We start from the raw sequence: 13,597 nt of genomic DNA, 5'->3' as shown, positions 1-13,597 counted from the left end.
CCATGCCTATCTCAAGGGCAAAGAAACTTTGTCCCGATGGTATTTATGTATACCCGCGCATGGACCGCTACAAAGAAGTATCCCATCAGATTTTTTCTATTATGAAAGAATTTACTCCCTATATTGAGCCATTGTCTATCGATGAAGCCTTTCTTGAGGTAAGTGGCATGTCTACTATGTATAGTGGCCCTAAAGCGTTAGGGCGTGCCATTAAGGATCGTGTGTATGAGAAGACCGGGCTTATCATCTCGGCGGGATTAGCACCTAATAAATTTCTCGCTAAACTAGCCTCCGATTTAGACAAACCAGATGGTCTTGTAGTGATTCCTTATGGTCGTGAAAAGGATATTTTGGCTCCATTACCTATTAAACGGATTTGGGGTGTTGGTCCTCATACGGAAAAACGGTTGAAAGCAGGAGGCTTTCACTTAATGCGTCATATTCAAGCCTTACCAGATGAACGCAGCCTTATTCCTATTGTGGGAAATCAGGCGAGACGCATATGGGAACTGGCAAATGGTATTGATGAACGGCCTGTGGAAACAGATCGTAAAATACAATCTATTGGAGCCGAAGAAACCTATGAAGAGGACCTCGTAGATGGCAGTGCCATTGAACTTGAGTTTAGATACTTCGCCAATCGTTTATCAAAGCGGTTACGGAAACGAAACCTATTAGGTCATACTGTATCGATTAAGGTAAGGTATGATGATTTTACCACCGTATCGCGACAGAAACGATTAGATACACCATCAGACCATGAGCATGTGTTTTTTGAAACAGCACTGCTCTTGTGGAACAAGTTTATGCAAGATAAGACGAGCAAGAAGCCTAAAGGTAGTCGTTCTAGCTATGCTGGGGCTAACTATGGTAGTTCTAATGGTGTTACCTTCATGGAGCCACCAGGCCCTATACGCTTGTTAGGTCTTACCGTAAGTGGTCTAGATGAAGAGGTACCGATGCAGGATAGCCTTTTTGAGTCGCCTCGGAATGAAAACGAAAATAAGCTGGCTGGTGTGTTAGACTCCTTAGAATCTAAGTTCGGTGAGACTGCAGTTATGAGCGGTGCTCTATGGCAGCGCTTTCACGGAGAAAATGGGGCGCGTAGAAAGAGGTCAGAACTTAAGGCTGCAGTAGATGCACAATCTACTAAAGAGGATGTGGATTCTAGTAAAGTGAATGAGACCTCTGATTACATGAAAGTAGGTTTTGAAGACGATGAGGTAGGGGATACTAACAAGGATGTATAATTCCATATAATAGACTCATAAAGTTTATATTGAATACTTTCGCTAATATAAATGTTCATGTTACAATATGGATATAGTGTTTAAAAATTACCGCAAGAGAGGTATAGATATGAGTTTATTTCGTGTAGCCATCCATTATGGCATCAACAGCAACGGCTTCTTGTCCTATGATACAGAAGCAAAAACAGTATCCGTAGAGTTACCTGAACAAGAATGGGTAGATAAGGTTATCGCTTACTTGAACGATGAACATGCTATCGAGCATGCTACAGGCCTTGATACCTATGAACGGTTAACTGTAAAACCATTAGAGTCTTTAGACAATTTCAAATTAGCATTAACACGCATGTGGGAAGCCATCGATGTACAAGTCGACTGGAGCCGCCCAGCGTAAATAAAATGATACCCCTTCATAGGCCTATTGGTACTATGAAGGGGTTCTCTTATTGTTGCTATGAGATAATGCTATTGTTATGAGATGATGGCGGCATAGCATACTGTAATGTATCAGAAACTAAGGAACTCGATGTATGAAAAAGATAATGATATCCCTTGGATTGCTCATAGTGTTAATCGCTGGATTAATGATGACCTTTTCGCGAGGTTCAGCTGAAAGTCCTACCTTTATGCGTGAAGCATTACCGAAACAGGACGGATTTGCTTCTGTAGGCAATGGGACTACAGGTGGTGCTAATGCTACAGAACAGAATGTGTTTAAAGTAACAAATAAAAAAGAATTTGTATCAGCTCTTAAGAATAGGAAAAATACTACACCTAAGATTGTATTAGTCTATGGAACTATAGATTTTGATACCGATGATTCTGGAAAACCATTGACTATGAAAGACTACATGGTCGATGGCTATGACTTTCAACAATATTTAGAAACTCATAAACCGCAAAGCACAGCGCCTAAGAGTTTAAAAGATGAGCAAGAAGCAAAGCGTAAGGCATCACAAAAGAATCAAAGTAAGTCTATTACGGTTCATGTACCGTCTAATACAAGCATCATTGGCATGGACAATGCGAAATTAAAGGGTGTAAATTTGGTTCTTGATTCGGATAATGTAATCATACGAAATATACAGTTTGAATCTCCTTATGATTATTTCCCTGCTTGGGATCCTAATGATGGACCAGAGGGCAATTGGAACTCTCAGTATGACAGTATTTCCATAAAAGGTGGTACACACATTTGGATTGATCATTCTTCCTTCCAAGATGGTCCTGAAACAGTAGAAAAATACTTTGGTCGTAAATATGAGCATAGAGATGGATTGGTTGATATTACCAATGAAGCTGACTATATAACGATTTCTTATTCGACGTTTGAAAACCATAATAAAACCATGTTGATTGGTAGTAGTGATTCAAAAATATCAGATGAAGGAAAATTACATGTAACTTTGCATCATAATTATTTCCATAATGTAGTACAACGCTTACCAAGAGTACGATTTGGCCAGGTTCATGTGTATAATAATTACTTTGCGTCAGATACTACAAATGGTGAATACGCTTATGCTTACGCACTAGGTGTTGGGAAAAACTCCCAAATCTATGCTGAAAACAATGTGGCGGATATAGCAGGTAAAGACTATACATCATTTGTGAAAGTCTTTGGAGGAAAACAACTTACTACAGTTAATAATGTGTTTAATGGACAAATCATTGATACCTTTAATGATACGTTAACGCCTGTAGATTGGAAACCTGAACTGTTTACTAAAATAGATCCTGTAAATGAAGTAAAAGAAAATGTATTACGTAATGCGGGGGCAAATAATATTAATAGATGATATATTCTAGTTATATGTACAGATAGCGTATGTAAGTGTTTACGCCTAATAATGATGCAAATAGCCTATAGGATTGATTTCCTATAGGCTTTTCTCATGTACTGTTTCTATATGAGAGCATGTATACAAGATTTTGTATTGCATAATCGCCATTTATATGTTACGATTTAATCGTATAATAAATAATGATTATTAATTGATAATATTTATTGTTTTTTATGTAATAATATGTTTCATACAATTTTTAAGGTCGCATATTATTACTTATTTTTATTCTAAGTAGGAGTTTGTAACATGAGTGATGAAAAGAAATTAACAACAGCCTTTGGCGCTCCTGTACCAGATAATCGCAACTCTGCTACAGCAGGTAAACGTGGTCCTGTATTGATGCAAGATGTTTGGCTCATGGAGAAATTAGCTCATTTTGAGCGCGAAGTGATTCCTGAACGCCGCATGCATGCTAAAGGATCCGGTGCATTTGGTACTTTCACAGTAACCAATGACATTACAAAATATACGAAAGCAAAAATTTTCTCTGAAGTAGGCAAGCAAACGCCGTTATTCGTGCGTTTCTCTACCGTTGCCGGTGAGCGTGGTGCGGCCGATGCAGAACGCGACATTCGTGGCTTTGCCGTAAAATTCTATACAGAAGAAGGAAACTGGGACCTCGTAGGTAACAATACACCTGTATTCTTTATCCGCGATCCATTGCAATTCCCTGATTTGAACCGCGCTGTAAAACGTAATCCACAAACAAACCTTCGCGATGCGACAGCAAACTGGGACTTCTGGTCTAGCTTGCCAGAAGCAATTCACCAAGTAACAATCGTTATGAGTGACCGTGGTATTCCTAAATCCTACCGCACAATGCATGGTTTTGGTAGCCATACATATAGTCTAATTAATGAAAACGATGAACGTGTATGGGTTAAATTCCATTGGGTTTGCCAACAGCCGATTGAAAATCTTTCCGACGCTGAGGCGGCTAATGTGATAGCTAGTGACCGTGAAAGCCACCAACGTGACCTCTTTGAGGCTATTGAAAGAGGCGATTTTCCTAAATGGAAATTATGCATCCAAGTGATGACCGAAGAACAAGCTAATAACATGCCATACAACCCATTCGACTTAACAAAGGTATGGTATCATGACGAATTCCCATTGATTGAAGTTGGTGTGATGGAACTTAACCGCAACCCAGAAAATTATTTCCAAGATGTAGAACAAGCTGCATTTGCTCCAACAACTATCATTCCCGGCATATCTTTCTCTCCTGATAGAATGCTTCAAGGTCGTTTGTTCTCTTATGCCGATGCGCAACGCTATCGTCTAGGGGCAAATTATTATCAAATCCCTGTTAATGCCGCTAAATGCCCTGTAAACATCTACCATCGTGATGGACAAGGCCGTGTAGATGGTAACCATGGCTCTACTATTGGCTATGCTCCTAATAGCTTCGGTGAATGGGCTGAACAACCACAATTCAAAAACCCTGGTCTAGACGTATCTGGTGCAGCATACCAATACGACTTCTACGAAGATGACTCTGACTTCTACACACAACCAGGTAAATTGTTCCGTCTCATGAGCCCTGAAAAACAACAAATCTTGTTTGAAAATACAGCTGCCGCTATGGATGGTGTACCTGATTTCATCAAAGAACGTCATGCAAAACATTGCTATCAATGTGATCCAGCTTATGGTGAAGGCGTAGCTAAAGCCTTGGGCATGAACATCGATTTCAGCGATGTAAAATAAACTAATAAATCTCTCAAACTTATAAATCCCTTACAAAACTCTCTTAAACTAAGACGAAGCCCCACCTTGCTATGTAGTTCATAGTAAGGTGGGGCTTTTGTCGTGGTGAGTGTATTTAAATATTGTTAATCAAATTTTTTATTAGTTAGGTCCTGATACATAAGCTTAGCGATTTCATACTGTGGATCGCCGGCTTGTAGTTGGTGTGATGGTAGTTTAAATACAGCTTCAGCTCTTTCCTCTTTCTTGATATCGATACCCTTTACATCTTCGGACCGACTTATGGAAATGGTATGTGTTGTTGGATTTATGAAGTACGCATTTACATCGATGCTGAAAGCTTTGTTTTCGTCTTTTCTCATGATTACACGTAGAATCATAGCTGAAATAGCAGTGGTACCATCTTTTTCACCTAATAGCTGCTTAGATGTATAGTCCACATAATCTGCATAGACATAAATATCGCCAGGTTTAGCCTTGTCATAATCTTGTGTATAGGCCTCTACTAAACGCAAATCGAGTTGTCTACCAAATGGTCTAGAGAACATCTCGCTTTGTAATACGCGTGTTTCGCTTACAGGTGGATAGGATGGTATTGGTGTTAAACCTTTTAGCATATCTGTGCGTGTTTCGTCTTTTCTTTTAGCCTGACGTTCTGCAGTGACCTTGTCTAAGCGTTTACGCTCTTTTAACATGGCCTTTTCTTGTTCTTCTTTAGTTTTGTAAGTTTTTACGGATACAACACGGTTACCAGACATAGTCACTGTTGAATAGATGGGCTTATCTTTGGTCGGCTTTCCTTTAGACGCATCAAGCGTAGATTGCACTATGGCTGGAGTTGCGCTTTCAATAGATCTTTTTAGCTCTGGAATATTAGAATAATCCATGTCAACCACTGCAGTGTCTGTGCTTTCACTTGGCTGTACAGGTGTAGCCCCGTACGCAGATGATATAGCCAATACAGCTAATAGTGAACTGGTAATAATTGATCGTTTACATACTTTCATTACATATACCTCTTTTTTATAAGAACTCTCTAATACTATCAACAGCTGTATTATAGCATAGTTCTTGTGTAGATAGATTTAAAACACACAGATAGACTATAAATCTATAGAGGACTTTCGTATAACTATGTAGAATTACATTGTGTATTGTATGTATACAGAGAGCACATGTTGATAGGAGGCAATTATGAAACGTAGTAATTTAGCATGGTATGTAGCGGTGGCTTGCCTTGGCGGTAGCCTTTGCGTAGGTTCTGTAGCACAGGCCGGCTCTCCGACGACGGTGAAAGCAAATCCTGTAGTTCCTACAGCGATGGTAGCGCAGGTTCAATCAACCCCATCGATTAATAGTACAGCGGCTACGAATACGGTAGCTGCTAATAGTGAGGCCACAAAAGCTGCAGTACCGCTAGATGAGCAGGTAGCATTGAAGCAAAAACAGCAGTACCAAGCTGAAACAGAAACAATGGGGCTCTTATGGATGCGCACCTCTGCAGAGTACAGAGCACTAGCGTATCAAGGGTACAATGTGGCGATAAATCTTGTTAAGATGGCTGTTACTGATCCATCTCATCAAAGAAAACCTCTTGCTATCGTTCTTGATGCGGATGAAACTGTGGTGGATAATACTAAACTGATGGGTGAAAGCGTTGCTAATGGCAATGGTCGCTTCGATGCTCCTTGGTGGCGGCAAGCGGTGCATCAAGGTAAATCGCAAGCCATGCCTGGTGCTGTTGAGTTCCTAAATGAAGTACATAAACAAGGTGTTGAAATATTCTACGTTTCAAACCGCTATGCACCTGTTAACTATGATGCAACAGTACAAAACTTCAAAGAACTGGGATTCCCATCCGTCGATAAAGAACATGTACTACTATTTGAAAAAGACTCAGACAAACAACCTCGTTTTGATGCAATCACTAAGAAATACAACGTCATTTTGTATATGGGTGATAATGCAGGGGACTTCCCAATCGGCACAAAAGGTAAGACCTTAGCTGAACGAAATGCTATCATCGATGAACATAAAGAAGACTTTGGTACTACATTTGTGGTATTCCCAAATCCTGCCTATGGATCCTGGGTCAGTGCATTAGCAAAAGGCTACCAAAACCTAAGCCCAGAAGAACAAAAACAAGTGAATAACCAATACCTACAACAATAAGGACGCCTTGCGTATACTTTATTAAAAACGATATAATAAAGTATACATGCGTCTATAGCTCAGTAGGATAGAGCAGCAGTTTCCTAAACTGCGTGTCACTGGTTCGATTCCGGTTAGGCGCACCAGTATAGAAAAGAAGGTATACAGCTTTTATAAGCCGTATGCCTTCTTTTTTGCATTATCTTGCAATTCTTATGAGCTAGAATTATAATATTAGAGTAATATTCATATTTTATTCATATTTTGATAATGAATAGTGTATAGAGGGATACAATAAGATTCAGGTTTCATTAGATAGCTTTGAATCTTTTTTTAGATTTATTGTTTTTGTTGTCTTAAAAGGGGAAACCAAATGAAAAAAGAATTACTTTTAACGGCTATGATTACCGCAAGTATTACTACAACAGCGTTTGCAGCATCTAATTTAGATATTAGTGCTACAACTGCTGCGCCACTAAACATGCAAAATTCTATTGCGTATGGTGGGGATAATAAAGTTGAAAGCGGTATTGGATCTCCTGTGAGAAATATATTGCTCGGAGGCGACAATAATAAAGTTCGCTCTTCCGCTAATGATAGTATTACTTCTGGTAGCAATAATACTGCATCTGGCCCTGGAAGTATCGTAGCAGGTTGGTATAATACAAACTCTGCTACTCACAGTTTGGTAGTGGGTACTAGCAATAATGTTGGTGGTACTAATAATATCGTAGGTGGCTTTAACCATGCTAATAATGACAATGCAATTAACGCTTTATTAATTGGTAACCGTAATAGCATTGATGGTCAGAACTCTGTGGCTTTGGGTATGAATAACACCGTTAAAGGCAATAATGCCTTGGTAGGTGGTACTGGTGCTAAGGTTCAAGGTAATAATGCAATCGCCTTTGGTGATAGTGCTAAAGCAACAAATGATGATACGTATGCAATCGGTCGTAAAGCGGAAGCGACTGCTCAAAATACTGTGGCTATCGGTAATAATGCAAAGGCCAATAACATTATGGGCACAGCGATTGGCTATAATGCAAAAGCAAAAAATGATTATGCCACAGCCGTAGGTTATAGCGCTACCGGTTCTGGTAATCAATCTTCTGCGTTTGGTTTTAATGCAGAAGCAACGGCTATGAATACGACTGCAGTTGGTTCCTATGCAAATGCTAGTGGTGCGTACTCTACAGCGTTAGGCTTTAAAACAGTGGCTTCTAATGAGGACTCTGTAGCATTAGGCAATTATTCTACTAGTGCTGGTAAAAGTGCCTTTGCTGCTGGTACATTAGCTAAGGCAGCAGAAAAGGACTCCTTAGCAATTGGCCATAGTGCAACTACAACAAAGGAAAACGGCATTGCTATCGGTACAAATGCGATGGCTGCTACAGATAATAGCATCGCATTAGGTGCTAAGTCTGTTACGGCTACAGCAGTGTCTACTAACTCTGGTGTTATCGGCGGCAGAACTTATAACTTTGCTGGTGGAAATGCGGTTGGTACATTGAGCATTGGTGATAGTGGTGCAGAACGTACGATTACAAATGTAGCAGCAGGCCGTGTATCTGCTACATCTACTGATGCAGTCAATGGCTCCCAACTACATGCTATTAAGGATGTAGTAGATAATCATGAAAACCGTATCACTACTATAGAAGGTGATATTAATACATTAAATAATCGTATTATTAATGGCGGCGCTAATAGCTTGAATGAAGCTAAAGCGTATACTGATCAACAAGTATCTAGTGTAGCGGCGGCTTCTGCAGCACTCGCTGGCTTGCATCCATTAGATTTCGATAAACATGATAAATGGTCCTACTCCGTTGGCTTTGGTAACTATAAAAATGCTAATGCAGCGGCGTTAGGTGCGTTCTATCGCCCTAATAAAAATACTATGTTTAATGCTGCTACTACCGTTGGTAACGGCCGTAATTCTATTAGCTTAGGTGCTAATTTCAAATTTGGTAAAAGCTCTGAAGAGGTAACTGCTGAAGATGCTGCACAACTCAAGAAAGATATGAAAGACCTATCTGAAAAATATAATGAGTTAGAACGAAAATATACTGAATTAGCAGCTAAATTAGAATCTAAATAATATAATCAAAACTCCTACAAGATTTCTCTTGTAGGAGTTTTTTTATCCTGTGCTTTTATTATAAGTATTCCTTAATAATGATATAATTAAGATAAATATTCAGTTACATATTCAGTTACATATTTAGTTAAATATTATATGTAAGCAACAGTATATGGGGGAGAGTGTATATGAGCTTTTACAATTGGATTCAAGAAAAACTATTTGATGAATACGAAGAATGGCGCTTGAAGAGCCCTGGTTCTAATGGAAAGGGTTTTAATATAGTCGGAATAGATAATACTTTACAGGCTATGCATGATGGATTTTATATGTACATGGAGGTATACGCACCTCATGCCATCGATGGATGTACAGCCATGAAAGCACGTGTAGGTAAAACGCAGGATGCAGTAGATTTATTCTTAGATATAGATGGCAAGACCTATCGTATGGCTGATGTAAGTTATCCTGACGCAGTGAAGATGATGCGGGCTTTTATGAAAAAACGCAGAGTACCTGATCGTAGTTTGTGTGTAGAAGCAGTGTATCTAGATATCGATCAGATGCGATCTACATTTACAGAGTTAGCAACGTTGTTGCTAGGCGATGCTAAACAAGCTAAATCGTTTATGACCAAGGTTAAGTTGCGCTCCTTGGAAGAATTAGAAGATAGCTGGTGGAACCTCTATGAGAAACTAGTCTCTAAAGGATATGCCGTAGAGTTAGACTGTAAATGTGAACTAGAGGATTTTATTTATTATGTACAGAAGTTAATATGTAATAAGTCTTTAGATACTAGAGAAAATCTAACTATTGATACAGCAGCATTAGATGAAGATCAAGTTATTATGGACTGGTGTGCTAGTCTTAATTCTACGTGGGAAAACTATACGTTAGTAGGCATGGACACAGGAACAGATAGCTTTGTACTTATGGTGCTTTCAAATGAGGAATTTAAAACAGCCCAAGAACTAGCGAAAGAGCTATTACATAGAATCGATGTAGCTGAACGCTTGTGATACAATAAAACATTTTAATGTTATAGAAACAATTATGCTATGGCATCATCTATAAAAGTATGGAGTTCTAACTGTAAATAGTTTGTACCGTAAAATGTGATGAATAGGAGAGAGGCATATGAGTATTGTACGTCTACCAGAATATGAAGCAGAGTTTGAATCGGAAGAGTTCGAAATCTACGCATTGCCGCGCAGTGATACGAATGGGGCTAGTCCTTATTTAGAGAAGTACCATAGACCACTGGTGTCTACCGATGCTATCTTAGATACTCGAACTGGCGTGCTTGACCGTAGCGAAGGCATTTTGACGTGGATTATTGAGGGTCTTGATGATAGATGGGGTTATTCTTTTGAGCCCCATGGGGTCTATAAATTATTGGTTAAGAAAGCAAAGCCTTTAGAGGATTTGGGCTATATGCGTCCATCTTGGAATAATCGCTATTATGTGCTCGAGGTGTTAGAGGAGCATGCTAAACATAGCGAGTTAGAGGCCTTGTCAGCGTATTTGAAAACACCTAAATACCTTCATACCGACAGGGGTGACTTCTTGTTAAATCGAGAGTATCAATACTATGGATTGAGAATTGATGATTATGCATTCACCCTTGATGTAGACGAGGGCTCTGATGAAAGCTGCACCGTTGCATTGGAGGCTTTCAATAAAATCGATAATTTCAAAGAATTTGAACAACGAATAAGTACCTATATTAGTGAAAAATTGCTAGACCTTGCTAATGATTGGCTTGACAATGACGACCAAGATCCGATTACGGCTGACGTATTTGCTAAGCGTATTACGATGGGCGAATTGGCGTTTCGTAACGATGGCACCATAGAGGTCTATTATGACGACGATGATATCTTCTGGGGGCACTGTATCATAGCTCATATTGATGCGGATGGAAATCCTACTGATGCGGATATTGCAGGATGATTAACTAATGGAGCGTCCTGATGAGAAAATCGGAATTAATGACTTTATGGAATGTTGAAAGCTGGTCTGAAGAACCATATGGCGTTTACTTTGTATCTTGCAGATTGGGCACTAATTATTTAGAGAATGTAGGACAAGCCTTTCAAAAACTTAATTTTAGTTGCACCAATTATACTGAGGCTGAGGTGCTTTCACTACCACCGTGGGAGCAATTATATGTTGAATTAGATGAATTAGATCAACTAGCGCAGGAAATCATACAACAGGAAATACCGCAAGAAGAGTCTATTGTACTAACCTTAACGGATATAATGTTAGATAAATCAGGTTGTTACGACGCATTTGCACTAGGCTATGATGTGGGAGAATCCCCAGCAGGACATCTATATGTTTTGGTTCCTTTTGATGAAAACTTTACGGCTCAACAAGATGTGATATACGAAACCTTATAGAGTTGTACTAAATTGGTGACACGGGTGTTGTAGACTATCTAAAAAATAAGTGATATGCAGGAGAGATTATGGAAGATATGTATACATTAGTTAAAGATTTCTTTAGTCATGATATGGATTTAGATGATTTATTTGATTCTGAGGCTATTATCTGGATTGACTGGCGCGAGGATGACGAAGATGTGGTGCGCTATTTTAATGATATGATGGATGAGCCTATCGATATTCAAACCGTTAGTAATAGCAAGCCTTATGGTGACGATATTGTGTTACAAAAGGGCGATAATGAACTCTTAATTCCTTACGGTGATGAGAAAGATCGGGATGTAACTATCAAATACTTCAACGACTTCGTTCAGCCTGATTATGAGGTGCGCTGGTTTGTTGAAAGTCTTGGAAACGATACACTTGGGTTTACCGTGCTTTCAGGGGCAGAATGGGCCAATTTAGAAGATGAATTTGGTGCAGATACAGTTCGTTACTATTTTGAACCTATTAATCTTGAAAGTAACATGTTTAATCTTGATATGGATGAAGTATTTGCACTACTGGCATTACGAGAAAATAGTGACGGAGTGAATACTGACTTTAGTGTACAGTTAGATTGGATTACAATCAAAAACAAAGAAAAAGCCTTAACTGAACAAAAAGAAAAGGGACAAATTGATTTAAAACAATACATGGTTGCTAAGCAAGAACTGCAACAGATTAAGGATGAATTTATAGCGACTCACGGCGAGATGGAATAAGAGCTGTTGTCCTAAAGGAGACGTTTATGGCGATTGACGGTGTGAAAATCATAGATAGTGATGATGGTCATGATATTTATAATGCCATTGTTGAGCGATACAAGGATGGCGTCAGTGTTGATACAATCATTTCTGAAATTTTAGGTGAGGAACAAAATTTTTGTACTGATGAGTTTTACACAGAGATTTATTGGACTGCTGTGGCCTATTCGTTGTGGAAGATAGGGCATCTATCAGCTGACATTAAACAGAAAGCCTTAGACATAATCGCTCAAGGGCCTCATGAGTTTTGGCTAGACATCGATAGTAAGGCCCTTAAACAGCGTCAAAAGGTATTGGATAAGTTAGCCCTGCAGCTACAAAGCGAAAATCTAAAGCCTGTTAAGGTTCGTAAATCTAAAACGAAGAGAGAACCTCATTTTAAGATGGGCGACGTGTTAGCTGTTAAGTTTGAAAAAAACTATGGTGCTATCTTTGTGTCTGACGTAGATCAATCGCCGCGGAAAATCGAATATCATTTAGCCTGTACGCGGCTTTTACAAGAAGAAAAACCTACAATGGAGCAGTTTTTAAATAGTAAAATCGCATGCCGGAAAGATAATACAAATTTTGGTATCGATACAGATTGTTGGTTTAATCATAAAGACCTAGGCCTATTGCTAGATCATTTGGAAGTCATTGGAAGCGTTGAACTATATCCGTGTAAACTATGGAAACTCGCACCAGCAGGAACGCTAGAGGATATCTATGAGGAGATTACAGATGAGCCTAGGGTTGGAAAACTACGTCTTATAGATACCTATGAACTGGTGAAAGAGGTTGTTCAGGAATAATCATTGGCCGAAGGCGTTACTACATGGGCGTATATATAAAGGTATAACTATAATGGATACTGTGACGAAACAATATATAGAAACTGTACAAGTCAGTGATATACCGTGGCACCGGTTAACCACAACCTACGGCCGTGCTACAGACTTTCCTACAGAGCTTGATGTGTTGTGGAATATGGAAAGCATAGAAGTTGTTGATGCGGCTGGTGAGGCATTAGCACAGAATATTGAGCACCAATCGACATTGTGGCATGCTACACCATTTGCCATGATTTTCTTTCTTCGCATTTTTAAGAAAGCTCAGGAAGAGAGAGCTCATAATGAGGTGGCTCAGTATTTAGCAGAACAGTTGGTTGAGTTGTTTACTGTGATTGCTGAGTGCATTCGAGATGGTCTTATGCTAGAGCATGCAGATTCATTGCCGAACTTTGAAGATATGCTCAACGAAGAATACCTTTGGTCGGAAGAATATGATGAAGACGAAGACATTCTTAGATTTGAGGAAGATGACGTATTCTCTGATGATTTATTCTTTAGCTTTTATTATTACTCCCTGCAAATACTTT

13 protein-coding genes and 1 tRNA gene are annotated in these 13,597 nt (G+C 39.2%); 13 read left to right on the top strand and 1 reads right to left on the bottom strand.

Features of this window, described 5'->3' with window-relative positions; genetic code table 11:
- From Q7P05_RS08910 to Q7P05_RS08895, 4 genes are all read left to right on the top strand, one after another.
- The coding region (locus Q7P05_RS08910; protein WP_303931724.1) for a DNA polymerase IV at positions 1 to 1,250 on the top strand (1,250 nt) is incomplete at its 5' end.
- Between the two features lie 109 nt (positions 1,251 to 1,359).
- Positions 1,360 to 1,644, top strand: a complete 285-nt coding sequence (locus Q7P05_RS08905; RefSeq protein ID WP_295824799.1) for a hypothetical protein — start codon at positions 1,360 to 1,362, stop codon at positions 1,642 to 1,644.
- 136 nt (positions 1,645 to 1,780) lie between these two features.
- Entirely contained in the window at positions 1,781 to 3,049 is a 1,269-nt protein-coding gene (locus Q7P05_RS08900) for a polysaccharide lyase family 1 protein (protein WP_303931722.1), read from the top strand.
- A gap of 294 nt (positions 3,050 to 3,343) precedes the next feature.
- Entirely contained in the window at positions 3,344 to 4,807 is a 1,464-nt protein-coding gene (locus Q7P05_RS08895; protein ID WP_295824795.1) for a catalase, read from the top strand.
- A 125-nt stretch (positions 4,808 to 4,932) separates the two neighbouring features.
- Here the strand turns inward: Q7P05_RS08895 and Q7P05_RS08890 are convergent, their stop codons facing one another.
- Entirely contained in the window at positions 4,933 to 5,814 is an 882-nt protein-coding gene (locus Q7P05_RS08890; protein WP_295793080.1) for a hypothetical protein, read from the bottom strand.
- A gap of 187 nt (positions 5,815 to 6,001) precedes the next feature.
- On the opposite strand from Q7P05_RS08890, the gene Q7P05_RS08885 reads away from it, so the two are divergent.
- The 9 genes from Q7P05_RS08885 to Q7P05_RS08845 all read left to right on the top strand — a co-directional run.
- A complete protein-coding gene (locus Q7P05_RS08885) occupies positions 6,002 to 6,979 on the top strand; it encodes a 5'-nucleotidase, lipoprotein e(P4) family (RefSeq protein ID WP_303931719.1) in 978 nt (325 codons plus the stop codon).
- A 48-nt stretch (positions 6,980 to 7,027) separates the two neighbouring features.
- Positions 7,028 to 7,104: transfer RNA gene (locus tag Q7P05_RS08880), tRNA-Arg, on the top strand.
- A 227-nt stretch (positions 7,105 to 7,331) separates the two neighbouring features.
- Positions 7,332 to 9,062, top strand: coding sequence for a YadA-like family protein (locus tag Q7P05_RS08875; RefSeq protein ID WP_303931717.1), 1,731 nt, complete (start codon positions 7,332 to 7,334; stop codon positions 9,060 to 9,062).
- Between the two features lie 170 nt (positions 9,063 to 9,232).
- The gene (locus tag Q7P05_RS08870) at positions 9,233 to 10,063 is read left to right on the top strand and encodes a DUF6630 family protein (RefSeq protein WP_303931716.1); all 831 of its coding nucleotides are present in this window, start codon (positions 9,233 to 9,235) and stop codon (positions 10,061 to 10,063) included.
- Between the two features lie 118 nt (positions 10,064 to 10,181).
- Positions 10,182 to 10,997 carry a DUF2262 domain-containing protein gene (locus Q7P05_RS08865; RefSeq protein ID WP_303931714.1) on the top strand — a complete coding sequence of 272 codons (816 nt, stop codon included), beginning with the start codon at positions 10,182 to 10,184 and terminating at the stop codon, positions 10,995 to 10,997.
- Positions 10,998 to 11,017: 20 nt separating this feature from the next.
- Positions 11,018 to 11,449, top strand: coding sequence for a hypothetical protein (locus Q7P05_RS08860; protein ID WP_303931713.1), 432 nt, complete (start codon positions 11,018 to 11,020; stop codon positions 11,447 to 11,449).
- Positions 11,450 to 11,517: 68 nt separating this feature from the next.
- Positions 11,518 to 12,198: a hypothetical protein gene (locus tag Q7P05_RS08855; protein ID WP_303931711.1), complete on the top strand. Its 681-nt coding sequence runs from the start codon at positions 11,518 to 11,520 to the stop codon at positions 12,196 to 12,198.
- A 26-nt stretch (positions 12,199 to 12,224) separates the two neighbouring features.
- Positions 12,225 to 13,031 (top strand): hypothetical protein, encoded by an 807-nt coding sequence (locus tag Q7P05_RS08850; protein WP_303931709.1) that lies wholly within the window; start codon positions 12,225 to 12,227, stop codon positions 13,029 to 13,031.
- A gap of 52 nt (positions 13,032 to 13,083) precedes the next feature.
- Positions 13,084 to 13,597, top strand: a 514-nt coding sequence (locus Q7P05_RS08845) for a hypothetical protein (protein ID WP_303931707.1), incomplete at its 3' end; no start/stop codon positions are given.

Origin of the sequence: Veillonella dispar (assembly GCF_937975875.1) — a bacterium.
Taxonomy (GTDB): Bacteria; Bacillota; Negativicutes; order Veillonellales; family Veillonellaceae; genus Veillonella; species Veillonella dispar_B.
The sequence above is the reverse complement of the archived record's forward strand: the minus strand, read 5'-3'. Positions and strand labels throughout refer to the sequence as shown.